This window comes from Amycolatopsis sp. AA4, from assembly GCF_002796545.1.
In the GTDB taxonomy this organism is placed as follows: domain Bacteria; phylum Actinomycetota; class Actinomycetes; order Mycobacteriales; family Pseudonocardiaceae; genus Amycolatopsis.
Map to the genome: position 1 here is coordinate 3,753,644 of NZ_CP024894.1, position 21,566 is coordinate 3,775,209.

Here is a 21,566-nt window from a genome sequence, read left to right on the forward strand (position 1 = left end):
GCTATATACTTTGATAGCAACCGTCAGAAGTCAGCCTTCGCCGGAGGTGCACTGCCGCCGCTGCGGACGTGCCGCCGATCTCCGATGCCGGCCAGCGACAGGAGGCCCCGTGACGTCGTACCGCGTGCCGACGTACGGCGACGAACTCGCCGAGGTCTACGACCTGATCTTCAACTGCGAGAGGAAGAACTACGACGGCGAGGCGGCCGAAGTGGTGCGGCAGGTCCGGGCGAGGTTCCCCGGGGCGAAGTCGCTGCTGGACGTGGGATGCGGGACCGGCACGCATCTCGAGAGGTTTCGTGCGGCCTTCGACCGCGTCGAGGGGGTCGAGCCGGCGCCGCCGATGCGCCGGGTGGCCCAGCGGAAGCTCCCGTCCGTCCCCATCCACGCCGCCGACATGCGCCGGTTCCGGCTCGGCCGCTCGTTCGACGCCGTGTGCTGCATGCACGGCCCGATCGGCTACATGGCTGACGAGGCGCAGCTTCGCGGCGCGGTCCGGCGCATGGCGGAGCACCTGGTGCCGGGAGGCGTGCTCGTGCTGGACCCGTGGTGGTTCCCCGAGACCTTCATCGACGGCTACCTCATGGCCGAGGCGGTACGGGACGACCGCCGTTCCGTCGCCCGGGTGTCGCACTCCGTGCGGACGGGCGAGTCGTCGATGTGCATCACGGCCAAGTACCTGGTCGGCGACGCCGCGGGGATCAGGGAGTTCACTGCCACGGACGTGTTGTCGCTGTTTCGCAAGGATCAGTACGCCGGCGCGCTCGCGGCCGCGGGGCTGCGGACGGAGTACGTGCCGGGGCCAGCGACGCCGCGAGGCCTTTTCGTCGGCGTCCGGCCGGAAGCGAGGTGCCCGGCCGCGAACGAGCTCGATCTCGTCGGCGTTGACACTATCTATTAATTAAGTAGAGTCAGGGAGCTGAGGCTGCTCCGGGCGACTAGGTTCGAGGGGACCGAGATGCGCAGACGCGTTCTACCAGGTGAATTCCTCAATCCGCAGGGAGTCTCGGTCGACCGCGAGGGCAACATCGTCGTGATCGACGGCGGAGCCCGGCCCCCGGACGTCCAGGTGTTCCGTCCGGACGGCGACCTGGCGGAGTCCTCGGACGAGCCGTTCCTTTTCCGGAACTTCCTCGGCACGCCCGGGGCGGATCTCCAGCAAGGGAGCGCGGCCGGCCAGCGGCCGCCGGATGGCGGGTCCCGCGGCCGCGTCGACGAGGACTGGCTTTTCCCCCTGGACTCCGCGATCGACCGCGACGGCCGGGTCGTGGTCCTCGACGCCCATCGGGTCAAGATCTACGACATCGACGGGCGATACCTGGGCCTGTTCGGCGGGGTGGGCTGGGCCGAGGAAGACCTCATCAGCGAATGCGGCATCGCGGTCGACAACCAGAACCGCGTCATCATCACCGACAACGCGAGCCGCAATCCGCATCTGGAACCCCAGCTTCCCCGCAACCAGGTGAAGATCTACGACTCGACCGGCGCGTTCCAATTCGGTTTCGGCCCTCTGGGGTCGGGTCCCGGGGAGCTGAGCTCCCCGCTCGGCGTGGCGGCCGACAGCAAGGGCCGCATCGTTGTCGCCGACCAAGCGAACAACCGCGTCGCGGTCTTCAATTCCGCGGGCGAGCACCTCTTCGATTTCGGGCAGCTCGGATCCGGCGACGGCGAGCTGAACTTCGCGTTCGGCGTGGCGGTCAACAGCCGCGACGACATCATCGTCGCCGACTGCGGGAACAACCGGGTACAGGTCTTCGACCCGGCTGGCAGGTACCTGCGCCAGTTCGGCGGACTGGGCGCGGGAGACGGTGAGCTGAACCAGCCGTTCCACGTGGCGGTGGACGCCAACGACAACATCGTGGTCGCGGACTCGGGCAACGACCGCGTGCAGCTGTTCAGCCCCGACGGACGGTTCCTGGCCGGTTTCGGGCGCACGCGGCGGCCGTCCGTGCGCGCGCTCGGGGAGAGCCCGCTCAATTTCCCGATGGGCATCGATGTCGATTCGCAGCGGAACATCGTCGTGTCCGACACCCGCAGCAGTCGCGTCGTCGTCCTCGATGCCGACGGTGTCCTGGTCCGGGCCATCGGTTCGCTGGGCACCGGACCAGGCGAGCTTCATTTCCCGTACGAGGTGGCTGCCGGCCCGAACGACTCGATCTACGTCGTCGACCAGGGAAACCGGCGGGTGCAGGTGTTCTCCCGCGAGGGGGAGTACCTGTTCGGGTTCGGCGGTCTCGGTGCGGGCGAGGGCAAGTTCAGCAACCCGTCGGGGATCGCGGTCGACTCCCAGGGCCGCATCATCGTGGGCGACGGCGGAAGCAGCCTGATCCAGGTCTTCGACCCGACCGGGCGGTTCCTGTTCCAGTTCGGGGAGACCGGCGACGGGGACGGCCAGTTCAACGGCTTCCAGATCAGCGTCGCCGTCCTGGCCGACGACCGGATCGCGGCCGTCGACGGCAGGCACCATCACGTCCAGGTATTCGACTCCGGCGGCCGGTTCGAGTTCAGGATCGGCACCGAGGGAACCGAAGAAGGAAACTTCCGGGCGCCGCAGGCGGTGGCCGCGGACCGCAGCGGCCAGCACATCGTCGTGACCGATCCCGGGAACGACCGGGTGCAGATCTTCGACCCCAACGGGAAACTGCAACAGGTGCACACCGTCGAGGGCCAGACCGCGGGCTGCGTCGCCATCGACGAGGACGGAAAGCGGATCCTCGTCGCCATCCCGACCAACGACCGGATCCAGGTATACGACATGCCGTGGTGAAGCACCGCGGCGTCGCCGGGAGCCGGATGGGCTCCCGCAGCCGAGGCGTGTCAAGGCAGCGAGATCCGTTCCGGTGCGGGCGCGATGCTGATTTCTCCGTCTGTCCGGGGGTGACTGGATCACGCATACCCACCGGAGGCCCGGCGCCGAACCTCACGAGCACAGGAGGCAGCGATGACAGACGCGCCCAGCACGACGGATTTCAGCGTCGTGGACAGAATGTTCGGGGCGATCGAGAAAGGCGACATGGACGAGTTGCGCACCTGCTTCGCACCCGGTGCGCGTGCGTGGCAGAACCGCAACGAGAAAGACCTGGACGTCGACAAGGTGATCGCGACGCTGAGCCGCCTCTGCGCCATGTCGACCGTTAGGGCGTACGAAGACCAGCGCTCCACCGCTGTTGGCTCGCAGCTGTTCCGGCAGCACACCCTGACCGCGGTCCTCCGCTCCGGGCACCAGCTGCGGCTGCCGGCGATGATGCGGGTGGAGGTCGACTCCGACGGACTCGTGGCGCGACTCGAGGAATACTACGACTCCCGCGCGACCGACGTGCTCGCCGAGAAGGCCAACTGACCATCTCCGCGCTTGCGAGACCGAGAGCATCTTCCTCAAGGCCAGATGCTCGGTTGCGTCCGCGAGGGCCGCGCGTGGTGCCCGCCCGCTCGCGGCCGGGTCCCGATACGGCCGCACCCAAGGACGCGGGAGCAACGCGAACCCGCCGAGCCGCTGCAGGCGTGCCAGCGCGGTGGCGTGCTGGCACAAGGCTTCGTCCAGGTCACGGCGCGCGGTCGGTAAAGCCTCCGGCGATGCAAAGTACTCGTCGCCGGAGGCAGAGGCGGATTTTCCGGCGCTAGGCAGGCCCCTGCTGTCGGCGGCCGCTGGTGGACTATGGACCGCGCGGAAGACCGAGCGTTCTGCGCGCGCGGTCAAGCACCAGTACTTGTTCCGGGGATTGATTCGCCGTGTGGCGTGCGGACGGAAGATGGAGGGTAGTCCGCGTAGGCGCGGCATGTATTACCAGTGCCCGGCGCGGACGCTTGCTCCGGGCTCACCGGCTTTGGCGAGTCACCCGCCGACGATCTACCTGCGGGAAGAGCCGCTGCGGGATGCGGTGAACGGGTGGATCGGGGAACTGTTCGATCGGCTGGTGGAGGCGCAGCCTGCGGCCAGGTCAGGGAGTGACGGCGCGGCTCGGCGGAGGTTGGAGGAGGCCGAGGCGAAGATCCGGACGTTTCAGGATGCCATCGCGGCCGGGATCGACCCCGGGGCGGTTGCGGAGAGCATCAACCAGGCGCAGGCAGATAGAGCGGTGGCGCAGGCGGAGTCAACGAACGTGGGAGAGCCCGCCGGGCTGAGTGAGGCCGAATTCTACGTGATGATCGACTCGCTCGGCGACATCGGCGCCGCGCTGGCCGACTCGGAGCCGGGCAAGCTGGCCCAGCTCTATCGGGACCTTGCTCTTGACCTGCGGTTCGACCACGAAAAAGAGGCCGGCGATCTGACGGCCTCTCCACGGGTGAATAATGTGTGTGTCCGAGGGGGGACTTGAACCCCCACGTCCGTTAAGGACACTAGCACCTCAAGCTAGCGCGTCTGCCATTCCGCCACTCGGACTTGCTGATGAAGAGAGTATACGACGGTTGGGCACGCCTTTTCAGGGGGGTGTTGAATCAGCTCCACGGCTCGCATGAGATGATCATCTGTTCTCGGCATTCGAACTCAACAGGGAATATCCGCAGGTCAGCCGGTTAGCCCGGCCTGTGTTGAGGCATGGCTTCCGCGACCGCAGCGGGCATGCTGCTGATCTTGCCGGGCGATCTGAACGGGATCCGGAGCGGTCCTGGGGTTCAGCCGCCGGGACGGGCCTGGGTCAGGCGCTGAGCATCGTCACCGCGCCGGATACCACGATCAAGCCCACGATCGCCCGGTCGAACAGTGCGCGCGGGACCCGGCCGATGAGGCGGCCTCCGAGGATGTTTCCGGCTAGCGCGGCCGCGACCAGGATCGGCAGTTGGGTGCCCAGGTTCGTGGTGTCGAACTGGCCTGCGGTGATCAGGAGGAGCAGGGACAGGCAGTTGGTCACCACGAAGTAGCCTGCCAGATCGCCGACGAAGGTTCTTGGGGGGACTTTTGCCGAGGCGAGCAAAACGGCTGGGGGTGCGCCGTTCAGGGAGGTCGTGGTGGAGAGGTAGCCGCCCAGCAGGCCGGCGATCGTTTGTTTCGCTGGGGTCGCGGGGTGGGCTTCTCGGGTCGGGCGGAGGAGCAGGCGGAGGCCGGAGAGCACGACTACGGTGCCGGCCAGGATGCGGAGGGCGTGCGGCGGGAGCAGGTGCAGCGTGAGGGCTCCGGCGGCGGCTCCGGGGAGGCTCGCGGTGCCCAGAACGGCTACGCGGCGCCAGGCGATGTGGGCTCGTTCCCGGTGGAGCACGGCGAGTCTCGTGATCATGGTGGCGATCAAGTTGATCACGACAACCTGCGGCAGTGGGAAACCGATGAGCAGCAACAGGGGCGTGCCGACCAAGGAAGCGCCGAAACCGGTCAGGCCGCCGATGAAGCCTGCGAAAGCGATGGCCAGTGCGCCGAGGATCATGTGGCTGCCTGGCGGGGGTAAGGAGTTAAAGGGGACGGCAACAGGGCGGGGCTGGTCATGTGGCTACCGCCTTGTCTGCTGATGCCAGGGAGAGGGCCGCGAGGATTCCGGCCACGATCTGGTCGGCGTGGTGGTACAAGCCGGGTTTCGGCGGCGATTCCGCCCAGGGCGGGACAGGCCATGCGGGCTACCACCTGGTCTGCGGGTGCCGGGGGAGAGGATTTGCGGTGGTACAGCTGGGTTCCGGCGGCGGTTCCGCCCAGGGCGGGGCGGGTCATGAGGCTACCGCCTGGCCGACCAGCGCCAGGGACAGGACCGCGAGGATTCCCAGCACGATCCGGCGCGCATCGCCGTGGGCGTGGTGGTACAGCCAGGTTCCGGCGGCGATTCCGGTGAGGGCGATAGGGAGGAAAAGCGCCGTTTGCCCCAGCACGGCCGCGGTGAGCAGGCCGCTCGTGCCGGCGGTCGCGACGGTCATCGAGTCGGCCGCCAGGAAGAAGACGACCAGGCTCGCGCGGTTCACGGCCATGGGTAGCGGGGACGCCAGGTACATCAGGACGACTGGCGGGCCGCCCATGCCGCAGGCGCCATTGAGGATTCCGAAGGCGGTGCCCATGCCTCCGCAGGCGGCGGGGCCGGGCAGGCGGCGGGTGCGGCGGCTGAAGGCCAGGGCCAGCGCGGAGATTCCGACGACCAATCCAACGGTCAGTCTTGTCGCGCGTTCCGGGAGCGCGGACAGGAACCAGATGCCGATCGGCAGGCCGACGAGGGCTCCGGCGAGGAGCCAGCGGACGGACGGGCGGTGGGCGTCCGGCCAGGATTTCGGCAGCAGGGTGACGCTGGAGGCGATTTCCAGCAGGAGCGTGCTCGGGATGACGGCCGGGGGCGGGAGGACCAGGCAGAGACAGCTGACCCACACCAAGGAAGCGCCGAAGCCGGAGTAGCCGCGGATCAGGCCTCCGGCGAGCAAAGCGGCGACAGCGAAGGCCATCGCCGCGGGAGACAGGTGCCAGAAGGTCATCGGCGGGTTCGGGAAGGGCTCGGCATCGGACCTCCACGGCGGGGGCGGGATCGGTTCACCTTGCGGTACGGCTGGCCGGGGCGGTAGGTCCAGAATCGCGGCATCGCGAGGTGCCAGACAGCCGGTCACGTCGTCGCGGCCGGCCGAACCAGGTCAAGACCGGTCGTAACGGGCTCGCCCGGACGGGAATGATCCGGCGCGAAGAGGCCAGCCGGGCGGAGCTGCCAGGGGATCGGCAGACGCCCGGCTGGACCCCGGGGCCGGTCAGGGGGAAGCGACTCCGGCTTCGCCTCGCGATGAGTCCTGCTCCGCCGTGACGGCGGGTCCGACGGGGCGGCGCTTCCGGAACTGGTACGCGATCAGGATCAGCGCCAGCGTCACCGCGCTCAGCCAGAACTGCGAGCGGGTCGTCGGGAGGAACGCCATGGCCAGAATGACCGCCGCCATCAGGGCGATCGTGGCGTAGCTGAGCCACGGGAACAGCCACATCTTCAGGCTCAGCGCGCCTGGGTCCGTATTCTGCAGGCGCTTCCGCAGGCGGACCTGGGCCAAGGCGATGGCGAGGTACACGAAGAGAGCGACCGCGCCGTAGGAATTGACCAGGAACTGGAAGATCAGGTTCGGCGAGGTGTAAGCCGCGATGACCGAGACGTAGCCGATGACTGTTCCGGCGATGATGGCTCGGCGGGGGACGCCGCTGCGGGACAGCTTCGTGAACATCTTCGGGGCGTCGCCGTTGCGGGTCAGGGCGAACAGCATCCGCGACGACGTGTACAGGGCCGAGTTGAGGCACGAGAGCACGGCCGTCAGGACGATGGCGTTCATGATCGTCGCCACTGCGGGGATGCCCAGGACGTCCAGGACCGCGGCGTACGGGCTGACTGCGGTGTCGGGAGCGTTCCACGCCTTCACCGCGACCACGACGAAGACCGAGCCGACGTAGAACAGCACGACGCGGAACACGATGGAGCGCATGGCTTTGGCGATCGCGCGGCGGGGTTCCGCGGACTCCGCCGCGGCGATGGTGACGATTTCGGCACCGGTGTAGAAGCCGACGCAGGGGACGACCGCCGCCAGGACCGCGCCGATGCCCATCGGGGCGAAGCCGCCGTGGGAGACCAGGTTGCCGACGCCTCCGTGGGCGCCCGGCCAGACGCCGAACAAGTACAGGGCGCCGACCACCAGGAACACGACGATCGCGATGACCTTGATCGACGAGAACCAGTACTCGAACTCCCCGTAGGACCGCGCCGACACCAGGTTCGTGGCGGTGAGCAGCAGGAGCAGTCCGAGACTGAGCACCCACAGGGGCACGTTCGGCAGCCACAGCTGCAGGATCCGGCCGCCGGCGACCGCCTCCACGGCCACCACGATCACGAAGAAGTACCAGTACATCCAGCCGACGGTGAAGCCGGCGCGATTGCCCATCGCCTCCCTGGCGTACACGTAGAACGAGCCGAGCGCGGGCCGCGCGACGGTCATTTCGGCCAGCATCCGCATGATGAGCACGGTGATCAGCCCGGCGATCAGGAACGAGACCACCGCCGCGGGCCCGGCCGACTGGATGACCACGCCGCTTCCGACGAACAGGCCGGCGCCGATCACGCCGCCCAGTGCGATCAGATTCATGTGGCGTTGCTTGAGGCCCGGTTTGAGGCCGCTCTCGGCGGCTGTTTCCGGTGCAGAACCCACGTCTCCTCCTTCCGGCGGCGCCGGGGGACCTCGATGTCCCCGCGCCGGCCGCCGCCGCGATGTCGCTGAGAGCTGCTGTGTGGTTCCCGTCACCGTAAGAAGGAACAGGCCCCGCCGCGAGAGCCAGATGCTAGCCATGCTCCGGTACCAGAACGGCCTGATCCCGGACAGCAGGACGGGCGCCGGGCACCCGCGGAACAAAGGGGTACCCAGCGCCCGTCCCGGCTATCCGTCAGGGGGATCGCGCTGTTTTCACGTAGCGGGAGGTGCCCCTCCCGGGGGTCGGTCAGGGCTGGATCGCCTTCTCCACGTCGGTGAGCATGCCGTCGACGCCGTGCAGCAGCTCGTCCAGCACGTCCGTGTCGGCGACCAGCGGGGGCGAGATCATCAACATGGTCGCGCCGCGGTCGTCGCCGCGGAGGATGACCCCGGTGCGGCGGAACGATTCCGGCAGGACCTCCCGCAGGACGGTCAGGGACTCCTGGTCGGTCAGCTCGCGGCCGCCGTCGCGGTCGGCCATCAGTTCGATCGCGTAGAAGAAGCCGGTGCCGCGGACGTCCTTGACGCAGCGGTGCGCGTCCTTCAGCGACTCGAGAGCCGCGTGGAGCTTCGGGCCCTCTTCCAACACGTGCTCGGGCACCTTCTCGTCGCGCATCGCGCTGATGTTGGCGACCGCGATGGCCGTCGAGACCGGGTGGCCGCCCCAGGTCGCGCCGTGGGTGAAGACGCCGCCCTTCGGGGAGTCGTACAGCTCGGTGACCAGCTGCTCGCGCACGATCACGCCGCCGAGCGGGGCGTAGCCCGAGGTGGAGCCCTTGGCGAAGGTGATCAGGTCCGGTACCACGCCGGTGAGGCCGTGTCCGAAGAAGTGGCCGAGGCGGCCGAACGAGCAGATGACCTCGTCCGAAACGAGCAGGATGCCGTACTTGTCGCACAGCGCCCGCAGCGCCGCCCAGTAGCCCTCCGGCGGGACCAGCGCGCCCCGGCCGTTCTGGACCGGCTCGGCGAAGACCGCGGCGACCGTCTCCGGGCCTTCCTCGAGGATGACCGCCTCGATCGCGCGGACGCAGTCCAGCTGGTCGGCCGGACCGCAGTCGCCGGTGAAGCCGAGGGTGTTCGGGACGTGCCGGATGCCCGGCAGCAGCGGGCCGAACGGCTCCTTGATCTTCGGCAGGCCGGTCACCGACAGCGCGCCCATCGTCGTGCCGTGGTAGGCCATTTCGCGGCTGATGATCTTCGTCCGCTCCGGCGCGCCCTGGCTGCGGTGGTACTGCCGGACGAACTTCAGCGCGGTCTCGACCGCCTCCGAACCGGAGTTCACGAAGAACGTGGTGCCGAGGTCGCCGGGGGCGAGGTCGGCGATGATCCGGGCGGCCTCGATCGACGGCGGGTGCGCCGAGCCCCAGTTGCTGGCGTAGGCGAGGGTGCCGACCTGCTCGGCCGCGGCCTTGGCGATGTCCGCGCGGCCGTGGCCCATGTTTACGCAGAACAGCCCGGCGAGACCGTCGAGGTGGCGGCGGCCCTCGGTGTCGATGAGGTAGCTGCCCTCGCCGCGGACGAACACCGGGAAGTCGCTTTGCCAGGTGTCCTTGCGCGTGAAGTGCGGCCCGAGGTGTCGGCGGGCAGTGGCCCGCAGCTCCGTGACGTTCACCTGGCGACCTCCTGTGTGTGCGAGAACGGGAATGTGTCGACGATCGCAATCTTTCTGGTCCACGCCCAGAGCCAGAAAGCGCCGGATCACCGGTGCCAGATCCGAGGCTGGACACGAAAAAGCCCGGCCGGGCGCACAGGCTCGGCCGGGCAGAGGGGGTCGTGAGTGTTCATGCCGGTTCTAACCGGCATGAACACTCACAACGGTGCTTACACGTAGTCCTGGTACTTCTCCAGGAACCGCACCGGCTTCGACAGCGCGTCGCGGCGGAACGGGTCGCCCAGCTCGCGGGTGCACATGATCTCGATGACCGTCGTGCGGCCCTCGTTCATCTGCGCGTCCACGGCCTTCTTCAGCGCCGGGCCGACGTCCTCGAGCTTGTCGACCACGATGCCGTCCGCGCCCATCGCCTGCGCGATCCCGGCGAAGCTCTCGCTTTCCAGCTCGCCCGCGACGAACCGGCGGTCGTAGAAGTCGACCTGGTTCTTCTTTTCCGCGCCCCACTGGCGGTTGTGGAACACGACGGCGGTGACCGGGATGTCGTGCCGCACCGCGGTCATGACCTCGCCCATGCTCATGCCCCACGCGCCGTCGCCGGCGTACGCGATCGCCGGGCGGTCCATCGCGGCGGCCTTGGCGCCGATGATGGTCGGCAGCGCGTACCCGCAGTTGCCGAAGGACATCGGTGCGAAGAACGACCGCGGCTCCTCGAAACGGAGGTAGCTGTGCGCCACGGAGTTGATGTTGCCGATGTCGGTGGAGACCATCACCCGCGGCGGCATCGCCTTCTCCAGTTCGCGCAGGACCTGGCGCGGGTGCAGCCAGTTGCCCTCCTCCTGCTCCTGCTCGGCGATCATGTCGAGGGAGTAGGGGTCCTTCTCGTGGGTCCACTCGGTGAGTTCCGCTTCCCACGCGTCCTTCTCCGCCTTGGTGCGGTCGGCGCGCTCGCCGCGGGTGGCGTCGCAGGCGAGGGTGCGGTCGGCGAGGCGCTCGGTCAGCGCGGCCGCGGCGGCCTTCGCGTCCCCGCAGATGCCGACGGTGATCTTCTTGACCAGGCCGAGCATCTTGTGGTCGGCGTCGATCTGGATGATCTTCGCGTTCTTGGGCCAGTAGTCCATGCCGTGCTGCGGCAGGGTGCCGAACGGGCCGAGGCGGGTGCCGAGCGCGATCACCACGTCCGCCTGCGAGATGAGCTTCATCGCGGCCTTGGAGCCCTGGTAGCCGAGCGGGCCGCACCACTGCGGGTGGCTGGCCGGGAAGCTGTCGTTGTGCTGGTAGCTGTTCACCACCGGCGCGCCCAGCCGCTCGGCGAGCGCCTTGCATTCCTCGACGCCGTCGGACATCACGACGCCGCCGCCGGAGATGATGACCGGGAACTCGGCGGTGGCCAGCAGTTCGGCGGCCTGGGCGAGGCTCTTGTCGCCGCCGGGGCCGCGGTCGAGCCGCTGCGGTTCGGGGATCTCGGTCTCGATCTCGCCGTAGAAGAAGTCGCGCGGGATGTTGAGCTGCGTCGGGCCGATTTCCGACAGCGCCCGGTCGAAGGCCCGCGCGGTGTACTCGGCCATCCGCTTCGGGTTGTTGACGTGCGCCTGGTACTTGGTGAACTCCTGGAACATCGGCAGCTGGTTGGCCTCCTGGAAGCCGCCCAGCCCGGTGCCCATCGTGCCCGCCTCGGGCGTGATCATCACGACCGGGCTGTGCGCCCAGAACGCCGCGGCGATCGCGGTGACGCAGTTGCTGATGCCGGGCCCGTTCTGCCCGATGACCACGCCGTGGCGGCCGCTGACCCGGGCGTAGCCGTCGGCCATGTGCGCGGCGCCCTGCTCGTGCACGACCGGGACGAGCCGGATGCCGGCCGGCGCGAAGATGTCCATCGCGTCCATGAACGCCGAGCCCATGATGCCGAAGATGTCGGTGACGCCGTTGGCCACCAGCGTCTCGACGAAGGCCTCGGACGGGGTCATCTTCGCCGTTCCGCTGACGACGGTGCGGCCGTCGCCCGTCTTCCTCTCCGCCATGGTGAACTCCTTCGACACTGAAAGTCTTGGTTTTCGGTACGTGGTGTTCGTAAAACCTGAACGCGATGGACGATAGGACGCCGCGGGCGGCAGGTCAACCGGCAGTTGCTGGAAAACGAGACAGGATGTGCTAGTTTTCGGAACGTGAGTGAGTTGCGGAAGACCAGCGCCGTGGAACTCGTGCGCGAGCCGGACGGCGCGGGACTCGACGGAGACACCCCGACCATGCGGCTGTTCTCGCTGCTCGAGCTGATCGCGGCGAAGGACCAGCTGGTGACGCTGCAGAGCCTGGTCGAGGAGACCGGCCTGCCGAAGCCGACGCTGCACCGGATGCTGCAGCAGCTGGAAGGCGCGGGCCTGCTCGTGCGCCAGGCCGACGGGCGGCATTACGGCACCGGCGACCGGCTGCGCCGCCTCGCGGAGAACCTGCTGCTCAACGCCACCCACCACGGCGCGCGGCGCGCGGTGCTCAACCACCTGGTCGACGAGCTGGGGGAGAGCTGCAACATCACCGCGCTGTCCGGCAGCGAGATCGTCTACCTCGACCGCGTCGAAACGCCCGAGCCGCTGCGGTTCTACCTGCGGCCCGGTTCGCGCGTGCCGATCCACTGCTCGGCCAGCGGCAAGATCATCCTCTCCCAGATGAGCCCGGCGCAGCGGCGCAAGCTGCTCGCGCACGCTCCGCTCAAGCAGTACACCCCCAAGACCGTCACCGATCTCGACGCGCTGGAGGAGGAGTTCGCCCGCATCCGGCGCGACGGATTCGCCCTCGACGACGAGGAATTCCTGCCCGGGCTCGTGTGCGTGGCGGTGCTGGTGCCCAGCCGCACCGGGCGCTCCAACCTGGCGGTGGCGGTCCAGGCCCCGGTCATGCGGCTCACCGCCGACAAGGCTTTGCAGGCGCTTCCCGCGTTGCAGCGGGCCGCCGAAGCGATCAAGGAGGTCGAGGCCGAGGGGGCGGCCGACGACGCCGACAGCATCCCGTCCTGACGGAGGTCTTCCGATGAACCCGTTGTCCGGCAACCGTCCCGCCGGCCCCGATGCCCGGATCGCCGTGCGCGACGCGTTCGGTCTCGACTCGGCCATGACCGTCCCGTGCTTCTCCGAACCCGACGAGCACGTGCCCGAGATCGATCCGGCCTACCGGTTCAACCCGGACGTGACGCTCGCGTTGCTGGCCGGGTTCGCGCACAACCGGCGCGTGCTCGTGCAGGGCTTGCACGGCACCGGCAAGTCCACGCACGTCGAACAGGTCGCGGCGCGGCTGAACTGGCCGTGCCTGCGCGTGAATCTCGACGGGCATCTCAGCAGGCTCGACCTCGTCGGCAAGGACGCGGTGGTGCTGCGCGAGGGCAAGCAGGTCACCGAATTCCGCGAGGGCATCCTGCCGTGGTCGCTGCGGCGGCCGACCGCGCTGATCCTCGACGAGTACGACGCGGGACGGCCGGACGTCATGTTCGTCATCCAGCGGCTGCTCGAGCGGGACGGCAAGTTCACGCTGATCGACAGCAACACCGTGCTGCGCCCGCATCCGGGGTTCCGGCTGTTCGCCACCGCCAACACTGTCGGGCTGGGTAATCTGAACGGGCTTTACCACGGCGTCCAGCGGCTGAACCACGCACAGATCGACCGGTGGAACATCGTCGCGGCGCTCGATTACCTGGCGCCGGAAGAGGAAGCCGCGATCGTGCGGGCGCGCGTGCCGCGGCTGTCCGGGCAGTTCGCCGAGGCGATGGTGGCGGTGGCCGGGCTGACCCGCGAGGGGTTCCGCGCCGGTGACCTGTCCGCGTTGATGTCGCCGCGCACGGTCATCACGTGGGCGGAGAACTGCGAGATCTTCGGCGACCCGGCGCTCGCGTTCCGGCTGACGTTCCTCAACAAATGCGACGAGGCCGAACGGCCGGTCGTCGCGGAGTACTTCCAGCGCTGCTTCGACCTGGAGCTGGCCGCGGCGTGAGCACGCCCGAGACCCGGCGGCGCCAGCAGGTCGAGGAACTGTCCGCGGCGGCGATCCGGGCGGTCAGCGGTTCGCCGGACGCGCATTTCCGGGGCGGGCGCCTGCATCGCGGCACCCGTCCGGTGCCGATGCCCGCTCCGCATCTGCGCGCCGAAGACGAGGACGTGCCGTCGTTCCGCGGCGCGGCGGACGGCATGGCGCTGCACCTGAGCCGGTCCGATCGCGAGCTGCACAAGCGGTTGCGGCCGGACGGCGGTGTTGAGCGGCTGTTGTTCGAGCTGCTGGAGCAGTTCCGGGTGGAGTCGCTGGTACCGGCTGGTTTGCCTGGCGTGACGGCGAATCTGCGGCGCCGGCACGAACGCTGGTCGCTGTCTGCGCACCACAATGGACTGACCGAGACCGCGCGCGGTTTGCTGATCTACACCGTCGCGCAGGTCGCGCGGGCGCGGATCACCGGCGAGCCGGTCGTGGAGGAGACCGAGGACCTGATCGAGGCGACCCGGGCGGCGATCGCGCCGATGCTGGGCGCGCAGCTGGCCGGGCTTCGGCGGAACCGGGCTGATCAGGCGGCGTTCGCCGAGCACGCGCGGGCGCTGGCCGAGGCGGTCGCCGGGTTGCTGGAGCCGGAGAAGCCCGAAGACGACGAGGACCAGGAAGACCCCGCGGCGTACGCGCTGCTGCTGGATTTCGACGACGAAACCGGCAGCGAGGAAGGCGGTGCCGCGGGTATCGGCGACCACAAAGGACCGGTGGCGGCCGGGCAGTATCGGGTTTTCACCACCGCCTACGACCGCGAGGACCGGGCGGGACCGTTGGTGCGGCCGGAATTGCTGCGCGAGTTGCGGGAACGGCTTGACGCCCGGGTCGCGAAGCAGGGCGTCAACGTGGCTCGGCTCGCCCGGGAACTCACGGCGGTGCTCGCGGAGCCGGAACGGTCTGGCTGGGACGGTGCGCAGGAGGAAGGCCAGATCGACGGCCGGGCGCTCGCGCGGCTGATCGCGACGCCCGCGGACCATCGGGTGTTCCGGGTCGAGCGCACCGAACCGGTCGCCGACGTGCTGGTCACGTTCCTGATCGACTGTTCGGGTTCGATGAAGGCGCACCGGGAAACCGTTGCGGTGCTGGTGGATCTGTTCGCTCGCGCGCTCGATCTCGCCGGTGCCAGTTGCGAAATTCTCGGCTTTACCACTGGTGCGTGGCACGGCGGCCGGGCGCGGCGAGACTGGATGCGCGCCGGGCGGCCGAAGCACCCGGGGCGGCTCAACGAGCGTCGGCACCTGGTGTTCAAGGACGCGGCGACACCGTGGCGGCGCGCGCGGCGGGACGTCGCGGCGTTGCTCAAGGCTGATCTGTTCCGCGAAGGCATCGACGGTGAAGCGTTGGCATGGGCGGCGGAGCGGGCGCGCGCGTGCGACGTGCGGCGGCGGCTGGTTTTCGTGTTGTCGGACGGAAGTCCGATGGACGGGGCGACCGTGCTGGCCAACGAGGAGCGTTACCTCGATCGCCATCTGGTGCAGGTGGCGGACGGGCCGGAGCGGAGCGACACGGAGGTGTACGGCATCGGGGTCGGACTTGATCTCAGTGCGTATTACCGGCGCAGTCTGGCCTTGGATGCCGCGGAAGGCACGGGGTTCCGTGCCTTCCGCGAGATCCTCGGCCTGATCGCCCGCCGCTAGCCCGCGGGTTGCGCGACCGGCGCGGCCCCGGCCGGTTCGTTGCGCTCCAAGGCAATCGGAGACCGCTTCGTGCCCGGAGCGAGCAGGCTCCAGCCGAACACGATCACCAGGTTGACGCCCATCGAAACCAGCCCGGGGTTGAGCCCGCCGAGCTTCACGCCGGTGACGTACAGGACGACCGCGGTCACCACGCCGACCACCATTCCGGTCGCGATCGCGGCCGTGCGGACCCGCCGGGCGAACAGGATCGCCAGCCAGCCCGGCACGACCTGGGCCAGCAGGTTGTAGGTCAGGTTCAGCACGGTGAGCATGAGCGTCGAGGCGGTCAGCGTGAGCACAGCGGCGAGCACCAGGAACACCGCCACCGCCACGACCGTCCAGCGCCGTTGGGCCGCGGGCCGGACGTTCGGGGCCAGGTTGCGGCTGACCATGCCGCCGATCGCCAGCGCGGTCGCGGACAGCACCAGCACGCCGGACAGCGCGGCGCCGGCGGCTACGAGACCGAGAACCGGTTCCGGGAGAAGGCCTTTCGCGGTCACCATGAAGACCGTGTTCGGGTTCTTCAGGCCGGGGTGCTGCTTGAGCCCGTAGTAGGCGGCGAAGACGAGGAACGGGTAGATCAGCATGTACAGCGGCATCCACACCGTCGAACTCTTCACCGCGCGCTCCGAACGCGCCGGGAACACGTACGCGCCGCCGAAGCCGAGGTAGAAGACCACGCTCTGGAACAGGATCGTGGTCATCGCGAACCACAGGTCCTGCCCGCCCATCGTGGTCTGCGCCCTGGCCAGCGCCTCCGGGCCGGTCACGCCGGACGTGCCGCCGGCGACCAGCACCGCGGCGAGCCCGACGAGCACCACGCCGAGCAGCATGAACGCGTCCTTGAGGATCGACACGAACGCGGGGGAGCGGATGCCGGACACGGCGATGTAGGCGAACGCGATGACCCCGGCCAGCAGGACGCATTGCACCGGCGTGAGTTTCAGCCCGAGGTTGCTCAGCACGACTTGCAGGCCGATGAACTGGTACTGGCCCCACGGCACGAGCGCGATCAGCATCGTGACGCAGGTGATCAGTTCCAGCGTCCGGCTGCCGTAGTGGCGGCCGAAGACGTCCGGGACGGTCATCGCGTCGTGTTTGCGCGCGGCGCGCCAGACCAGCGGGGCGAGGAAGTAGCCCAGCGAATAGGCGAGCAGGATGTAGCCGAGGAACCAGATCCCGTAGCTCGCGCCGTGCGCGTAGATGCCGCTCGGGAAGCCGATCATGGTGCCGATGCTGTACACCTCGCCGACGGCCAGGAAGTACAGCAGCCACGGCGGGAACGAGCGGCCGCCGACCAGGAATTCGGAAATCCCGCCGCCGCGCGACGAGCGGCCGGCCCACAGGGCCAGCAGGATCGACAGTCCCATCACGACCGCGACGATGAGAATCAGCATTCCTGGTCCTCCTTGACGACGGTCTCGGCGGGCGTGTCGGCCGGGTAGTGCCGGCGGTCGAAGAACCGCCAGCTGATCCACAGGCACAGGGTGGTCAGCGGGAAGCAGAGGAACATCCAGAAGAACACCAGCGGGAACCCGGCCACCGTCGCGGGCGAGCCCGCCACCAGCGGGATCCCGCCGAGGATCGCGACCGCGGGGATGCCGAGGCCGATGCACAGGCTCGGCCAGCTCCGGATCATCGGACGCCTCCCGTCGCGGCCGGATCGCGTTGCCAGACCAGCTGTCCGCCGATCACCGTGGCGTCGACGGTCAGGTCGCGGATCCGGCTCGGGTCCACTGTGGTCGGATCCTCGGACAGCACGATCAGGTCCGCGAGCTTGCCGATTTCGAGGCTGCCCTTGATTTCTTCCTCGCCGGCGAGGTAGGCCGCGTCGATGGTGTAGCCGCGCAAAGCGGCTTCCACGTCGATCGCCTGTTCCGGCCCGAGGAGCTGCCCGCTGCTGGTCTGCCGGGCGACGGCGCACCAGATGCCTTCCAGCGGCGGCACCGGCGTGACCGGGGTGTCCGAGTGGAGTCCGAAGTGGATTCCGCGGGAGCGGGCGGACGCGAGCGGGCTGATCCGGCGGGCGCGTTCCGGGCCGAGGAAGACGTCTCGGTGCCGGTCGCCCCAGTAGTAGACGTGCTTGATGAAGAACGACGCGGCGATGCCGTTTTCGGCCATCCGGTCGAGCTGGTCCTCGCGCGCGGTCTGGCAGTGTTCGATGCGGTGGCGGCGGCCGGTGCCCTCGGGGGCGCCGAGGCGGGCGTAGCCGTCGATGATGGCGTCGATCGCCGCGTCGCCGTTGCCGTGCACGGCGACCTGCCAGCCCGCGGCGTCGAGCGCGGCGATGCGGCGGGACAGGTCGTCCGGTTCGAGCAGCATCATGCCGTGTTCGCCGGGATCGCAGGTGTAGCCCTCGGCCAGGCAGCCGGTGCGGCCCTGGATCGAGCCGTCCGCGACGATTTTGATTCCGTTCATGGTGAATCCGTCCGGATTGGACGGATCGGGCGGTTCGGGGGCGCCTTCGGCGAGGCCGGGAAGGAGGGTGTGGAAGAGGTAGCCGTGGATGCGGGTGCGCAGCTTTCCGGCTCGGGTCAGCATGCGGTACGCGGCCAGTTCCTGTTCGCCGCCGATCAGGCCGATTCCCGTGTCGTGCACCGAAGTGACGCCGTTGCGCAGGTACTCGGCGTCGGCGAGCTGGAGCGCCGCGGCCAATTCGTCGGGGCCTTGCGCGGGCATCGCGGAGTTGACCAGGAACGCCGCGGTCTCGATGAGGAGGCCGGTCGGTTCGCCGCGTTCGTCGCGCGCGATGGCTCCGCCGGGCGGGTCCGGGGTGGCCGCGGTGATGCCGACGGCTCGCAGCGCGGCGGAATTCGCCACGGAGAAGTGGCCGGTCACGTGCGTGAGCAGGACCGGGTTGCGCGGCGACGCCGGGTCGAGGTCGTGCCGCGTCGGATGCCGGTTGTCGGCGAGAAGCGTGTCGTCGTAACGGAAACCCTTGATCCATTCGCCGGGGCCGAAGTCGCGGGCCGCCTGCCGGACGCGGCCGGCGATGTCGCTGATCCGGTCGTTGGGCGGGCTTCCGGCGTCGACCGGGGCGGCCAGCGCCATCCCGAAGAACGACGGATGGTTGTGCGACTCCACGAAGCCCGGGACGACGGTGCGTCCGGCCAGGTCGAGCACCGTCGTCCCGGGACCGGCGAGGGCGGCGATCGAGCGGTCGTCGCCGACTTCGGCGATCCGGCCGTCGCGCGCGGCGAGCGCGGACGCCCGCGTCCCGCCTCGGTCCAGGGTCAGCACCGTGCCCCCGAGCACCACCAGGTCGGGGGCCGGACGAGCGGATACAGCGGGTTCGCCCACGATAGGACCTCCTTGTCCACGTGTCCTGCCCCCACGACAGTGCCGGGGGAGCTGGTCCGCGAACAGGTCCAGAAAGCGATCCGCGCATGGGTCCAGCGCGGGTCCGGTCAGCTGTCCAGCAGTTCCCGGCAGAGGTCGCCGAGCAGCCGGATGCCCGGGTCGATCGCGGACGGCGGGGTGGCGGAGAACCCGATGCGGAAGTGGTTGCGCGGCGGGTCGTCGCCGAGGAAGAAGATGTCGCCGGGTTCGATGAGCACACCCAGTTCTTCCGCGCGTTCCACCAGGACCCGGCAGTCCAGTTCGGACGGTCCGGACATCCACAGGCTGACGCCGCCGGGCGGGTACGGGCCTTGCGTCCACGGCAGGTACTCGGTGACCGCGGCGGTGGTGGCGGTCCACTTGCGCATCAGCTTCGTGCGGTAGCGGCGCAGCGAGCGGTGGTACTCGCCGCTTTCGATGAGCAGCGCCAGCGCCCGCTGCAGCTGGCCGGGCGGGTGGCGCAGGACGTAGCGGCGGGCCTCGCGCAGCGCGCGCACCAGTTCCCGCGGCCCGACCAGGTAGCCGAGGCGCAGGCCGGGGGAGAGGAATTTGGAAAACGTGCCGAGGTAGACGGCGTCGCCGGTGTTGTCGAGGGCTTTCAACGCCGGGGTGGGGCTGCCTTGGTAGCGGAATTCGCTGTCGTAGTCGTCTTCGACCACTACGGTGCCGGAGGCGGCGGCCTGGGCGAGGAGCTGGCGGCGGCGGCCGATGCTGAGGGTCGCGTTGGTCGGGTGCTGGTGGCTCGGGGTGAGGTAGAGGAGGTCGATGCCGTCGAGCGATTCCGGCGGTTGCAGGCCGCGGGAGTCGACGTCGATCCCGGTCACGCGGGCGCCGGTGCGGAGGAAAATGTGCCGCGCGTCGAGGTATCCGGGGTTTTCGATGGCCACGACCTGGTCCGGGCCGAGCAGCACGCGGCCGAGCAGGTCGAGGCCCTGCTGCGAGCCGACGGTGATGAGCACTTCGTCCGGGTCCGCTTCGATGCCGCGGGTGGTGAGCAGCTGGCGGCAGACCATCTCGACCAGCATCGGGTCGTCGGAGCCGACGCTGTCCTGGAGGCTGTGGAAGACGTGCGGCCGGTAGAGGGCGTCGCGGAGGCAGCGCGTCCAGGACCGGGCCGGGAACGCGGTGATGTCGACCTGCCCGGCGAGGAACGGGTACGGATAGCTCGCCCAGTCGGTGCGCTTCTCGATGTGGGCGACCTCGGCGTCCGGGAACCGGCGGACGCGGCCGGCCCAGTCGATCCGCGATTCTGTGTCCCGCGCCTCGACCGCGCAGTGCGGGCGCATCTCGCCGTTGACGAACAGTCCGCTGCGCTCGCGGCTTTCCACGTACCCCTCGGCGACCAGCTCCTGGTAGGCGAGGTTGATCGTGTTGCGGGAAACGCCCAGTTCGACGGCCAGTTCCCGCGAGCTGGGCAGCCGGCGGGCCGGGTCGAACGTGCCGATGGCGATCCCGTGCTCGATCGCCCGCCGGACCTGGCGGTACAGCGGTTCGTCCGACGAGCGGTCGATCTCGATCAACGTGCGGGGCAACTGCGCTCTCCCAAGTGGCCGGCGTGCAGCGGGGTGGGCTGAAACGTAACTCGCGGCGGTCGGTTTTCCCACCCCGCGCCACGCCGGGGCGGCTCAGGCCAGCGCGTCGGCGACGTCGGTGAAGTCCAGGCCGTGCGCCCGGGCGACCGGCTCGTAGGTCAGCGCCCCGGCCACCGTGTTCACGCCGCCCCGCAGTTCGGGCGTGTCCTGCACCGCGGTGCGGAGGCCCTTGTTCGCGATCTCCAGCGCGTAGGGGAGCGTGACGTTGGTGAGCGCGTGCGTGGAGGTGTGCGGGACCGCGCCCGGCATGTTGGCCACGCAGTAGAACACCGATTCGTGCACCCGGAAGGTCGGGTCGGCGTGGGTCGTCGGGCGCGAGTCCTCGAAGCAGCCGCCCTGGTCGATCGAGATGTCCACGAGCACGCTGCCCGGCTTCATCCGCGACACCGTCTCGTTGGACACCAGGCTCGGGGCCTTCGCGCCCGGGACGAGCACCGCGCCGATGACCAGGTCGGCCTCCAGCACCGCCTGCTCGATCGCGAACGAGTTCGCCGCGGCGGTGCGGATCCGGCCCTGGTACATCCGGTCGGCGGCGCGGAGCTTGTCGACGTTCTTGTCGAACAGCACGACGTCGCCCCAGGTCCCGGCCGCGACCGCGACCGCGTTCATCCCGGCGACGCCCGCGCCCAGCACGACCACGCGGGCCGGCGGCACGCCCGAGACGCCGCCGATCAGCACGCCGCGCCCGCCGTTGACGCGCATCAGCGTCTGCGCGCCGACCTGCGGGGCCAGCCGTCCGGCTACCTCGCTCATCGGGAACAGCAGCGGAAGGGAGCCGTTCGGCAGCTGGACCGTTTCGTACGCCACCGACGTGGTGCCCGCGTCGAGCAGGGCCTTCGTGCAGGGCTCGCTCGCGGCGAGGTGCAGGTAGGTGAACAGCAGCTGGTCGGAACGCAGCCGGTGGTACTCCTCGGCGACCGGCTCCTTGACCTTCAGCACGAGGTCCGCGGTGCCCCACACGTCGTCCGCGTGGTCGAGCAGCTTCGCGCCGGCGGCCGTGTAGTCCTCGTCGCGGATGGACGAGCCTTCGCCCGCGCCGCGTTCCACGAAGACCTCGTGGCCGGCCGAGGTGAACTCGTGTACTCCGGCCGGCGTCGCCGCCACCCGGTATTCGTGGTTCTTGACCTCGCGAGGCACACCGATCTTCATCGCCTGCTCCCATCTGCCGTGTGTGGTGCGGTCGAGAGTGCGGGACGGCTGGCCACCGCGAAAGTGCCAGAAACC

General features: G+C 69.4%; 17 protein-coding genes and 1 tRNA gene. 7 read left to right on the forward strand and 11 right to left on the reverse strand.

The window, feature by feature from the left end; all coding sequences use genetic code 11:
- Positions 1 to 109: 109 nt before the first annotated feature.
- From CU254_RS17520 to CU254_RS17535, 4 genes are all read left to right on the forward strand, one after another.
- Positions 110 to 901 (forward strand): class I SAM-dependent methyltransferase, encoded by a 792-nt coding sequence (locus tag CU254_RS17520; RefSeq protein ID WP_199841140.1) that lies wholly within the window; start codon positions 110 to 112, stop codon positions 899 to 901.
- 57 nt (positions 902 to 958) lie between these two features.
- Positions 959 to 2,767, forward strand: a complete 1,809-nt coding sequence (locus tag CU254_RS17525) for a 6-bladed beta-propeller (RefSeq protein WP_009077933.1) — start codon at positions 959 to 961, stop codon at positions 2,765 to 2,767.
- A gap of 174 nt (positions 2,768 to 2,941) precedes the next feature.
- Complete coding sequence (locus CU254_RS17530; RefSeq protein WP_009077935.1) at positions 2,942 to 3,340, forward strand: nuclear transport factor 2 family protein; 399 nt, start codon at positions 2,942 to 2,944, stop codon at positions 3,338 to 3,340.
- A gap of 436 nt (positions 3,341 to 3,776) precedes the next feature.
- Positions 3,777 to 4,316, forward strand: a complete 540-nt coding sequence (locus CU254_RS17535) for a hypothetical protein (RefSeq protein WP_199841141.1) — start codon at positions 3,777 to 3,779, stop codon at positions 4,314 to 4,316.
- On the opposite strand, the gene CU254_RS17540 is transcribed toward CU254_RS17535, so the two are convergent.
- The 6 genes from CU254_RS17540 to xsc all read right to left on the reverse strand — a co-directional run bounded on the left by CU254_RS17540 (position 4,298) and on the right by xsc (position 11,739).
- Positions 4,298 to 4,381 (reverse strand) — tRNA-Leu (locus CU254_RS17540). The two genes, CU254_RS17535 and CU254_RS17540, sit on opposite strands and share 19 nt — an antisense overlap.
- A 256-nt stretch (positions 4,382 to 4,637) precedes the next feature.
- The gene (locus CU254_RS17545) at positions 4,638 to 5,357 is read right to left on the reverse strand and encodes a sulfite exporter TauE/SafE family protein (protein ID WP_009077938.1); all 720 of its coding nucleotides are present in this window, start codon (positions 5,355 to 5,357) and stop codon (positions 4,638 to 4,640) included.
- A gap of 274 nt (positions 5,358 to 5,631) precedes the next feature.
- Positions 5,632 to 6,378: a sulfite exporter TauE/SafE family protein gene (locus CU254_RS17550; protein WP_009077939.1), complete on the reverse strand. Its 747-nt coding sequence runs from the start codon at positions 6,376 to 6,378 to the stop codon at positions 5,632 to 5,634.
- 264 nt (positions 6,379 to 6,642) lie between these two features.
- The gene (locus CU254_RS17555) at positions 6,643 to 8,007 is read right to left on the reverse strand and encodes an amino acid permease (RefSeq protein ID WP_050788441.1); all 1,365 of its coding nucleotides are present in this window, start codon (positions 8,005 to 8,007) and stop codon (positions 6,643 to 6,645) included.
- A 349-nt stretch (positions 8,008 to 8,356) separates the two neighbouring features.
- A complete protein-coding gene (locus tag CU254_RS17560; RefSeq protein ID WP_009077943.1) occupies positions 8,357 to 9,721 on the reverse strand; it encodes an aspartate aminotransferase family protein in 1,365 nt (454 codons plus the stop codon).
- Between the two features lie 209 nt (positions 9,722 to 9,930).
- On the reverse strand, positions 9,931 to 11,739 hold the full coding sequence (gene xsc, locus CU254_RS17565; RefSeq protein WP_009077944.1) for a sulfoacetaldehyde acetyltransferase: 1,809 nt from the start codon (positions 11,737 to 11,739) through the stop codon (positions 9,931 to 9,933).
- 144 nt (positions 11,740 to 11,883) lie between these two features.
- Here xsc and CU254_RS17570 point away from each other — a divergent pair, with 144 nt between their 5' ends.
- Genes CU254_RS17570 through CU254_RS17580 form a run of 3 tightly spaced genes read left to right on the forward strand, consistent with a single transcriptional unit; the run spans position 11,884 to position 15,372 of the window.
- Positions 11,884 to 12,729 carry an IclR family transcriptional regulator gene (locus CU254_RS17570; protein WP_009077946.1) on the forward strand — a complete coding sequence of 282 codons (846 nt, stop codon included), beginning with the start codon at positions 11,884 to 11,886 and terminating at the stop codon, positions 12,727 to 12,729.
- A 13-nt stretch (positions 12,730 to 12,742) separates the two neighbouring features.
- Entirely contained in the window at positions 12,743 to 13,696 is a 954-nt protein-coding gene (locus CU254_RS17575) for an AAA family ATPase (RefSeq protein WP_009077948.1), read from the forward strand.
- Positions 13,693 to 15,372, forward strand: a complete 1,680-nt coding sequence (locus CU254_RS17580) for a cobalt chelatase (protein WP_037713993.1) — start codon at positions 13,693 to 13,695, stop codon at positions 15,370 to 15,372. Before CU254_RS17575 ends, CU254_RS17580 begins: the two co-directional genes overlap by 4 nt.
- On the opposite strand, the gene CU254_RS17585 is transcribed toward CU254_RS17580, so the two are convergent.
- From CU254_RS17585 to ald, 5 genes are all read right to left on the reverse strand, one after another.
- On the reverse strand, positions 15,369 to 16,808 hold the full coding sequence (locus CU254_RS17585) for a sodium:solute symporter (protein WP_037713994.1): 1,440 nt from the start codon (positions 16,806 to 16,808) through the stop codon (positions 15,369 to 15,371). The genes CU254_RS17580 and CU254_RS17585 overlap by 4 nt on opposite strands.
- On the reverse strand, positions 16,802 to 17,050 hold the full coding sequence (locus CU254_RS17590; protein ID WP_037713996.1) for a DUF3311 domain-containing protein: 249 nt from the start codon (positions 17,048 to 17,050) through the stop codon (positions 16,802 to 16,804). The genes CU254_RS17585 and CU254_RS17590 overlap by 7 nt, the downstream gene beginning before the upstream one ends.
- On the reverse strand, positions 17,047 to 18,711 hold the full coding sequence (locus tag CU254_RS17595) for an amidohydrolase (protein WP_009077953.1): 1,665 nt from the start codon (positions 18,709 to 18,711) through the stop codon (positions 17,047 to 17,049). Before CU254_RS17595 ends, CU254_RS17590 begins: the two co-directional genes overlap by 4 nt.
- 107 nt (positions 18,712 to 18,818) lie before the next feature.
- Positions 18,819 to 20,282, reverse strand: coding sequence for a PLP-dependent aminotransferase family protein (locus tag CU254_RS17600; RefSeq protein ID WP_009077954.1), 1,464 nt, complete (start codon positions 20,280 to 20,282; stop codon positions 18,819 to 18,821).
- 93 nt (positions 20,283 to 20,375) lie between these two features.
- Positions 20,376 to 21,491 (reverse strand): alanine dehydrogenase, encoded by a 1,116-nt coding sequence (gene ald / locus CU254_RS17605; RefSeq protein WP_009077956.1) that lies wholly within the window; start codon positions 21,489 to 21,491, stop codon positions 20,376 to 20,378.
- Positions 21,492 to 21,566 lie beyond the last annotated feature (75 nt).

Coding starts and splice junctions, on each gene's coding strand:
- CU254_RS17525 (WP_009077933.1), top strand. CDS start 959: ATGCGCAGACGCGTTCTACCAGGTGAATTCCTCAATCCGCAGGGAGTC.
- CU254_RS17530 (WP_009077935.1), top strand. CDS start 2,942: ATGACAGACGCGCCCAGCACGACGGATTTCAGCGTCGTGGACAGAATG.
- CU254_RS17535 (WP_199841141.1), top strand. CDS start 3,777: ATGTATTACCAGTGCCCGGCGCGGACGCTTGCTCCGGGCTCACCGGCT.
- CU254_RS17545 (WP_009077938.1), bottom strand. CDS start 5,357: ATGATCCTCGGCGCACTGGCCATCGCTTTCGCAGGCTTCATCGGCGGC.
- CU254_RS17550 (WP_009077939.1), bottom strand. CDS start 6,378: ATGACCTTCTGGCACCTGTCTCCCGCGGCGATGGCCTTCGCTGTCGCC.
- CU254_RS17555 (WP_050788441.1), bottom strand. CDS start 8,007: ATGAATCTGATCGCACTGGGCGGCGTGATCGGCGCCGGCCTGTTCGTC.
- xsc (WP_009077944.1), bottom strand. CDS start 11,739: ATGGCGGAGAGGAAGACGGGCGACGGCCGCACCGTCGTCAGCGGAACG.
- CU254_RS17575 (WP_009077948.1), top strand. CDS start 12,743: ATGAACCCGTTGTCCGGCAACCGTCCCGCCGGCCCCGATGCCCGGATC.
- CU254_RS17585 (WP_037713994.1), bottom strand. CDS start 16,808: ATGCTGATTCTCATCGTCGCGGTCGTGATGGGACTGTCGATCCTGCTG.
- CU254_RS17590 (WP_037713996.1), bottom strand. CDS start 17,050: ATGATCCGGAGCTGGCCGAGCCTGTGCATCGGCCTCGGCATCCCCGCG.
- ald (WP_009077956.1), bottom strand. CDS start 21,491: ATGAAGATCGGTGTGCCTCGCGAGGTCAAGAACCACGAATACCGGGTG.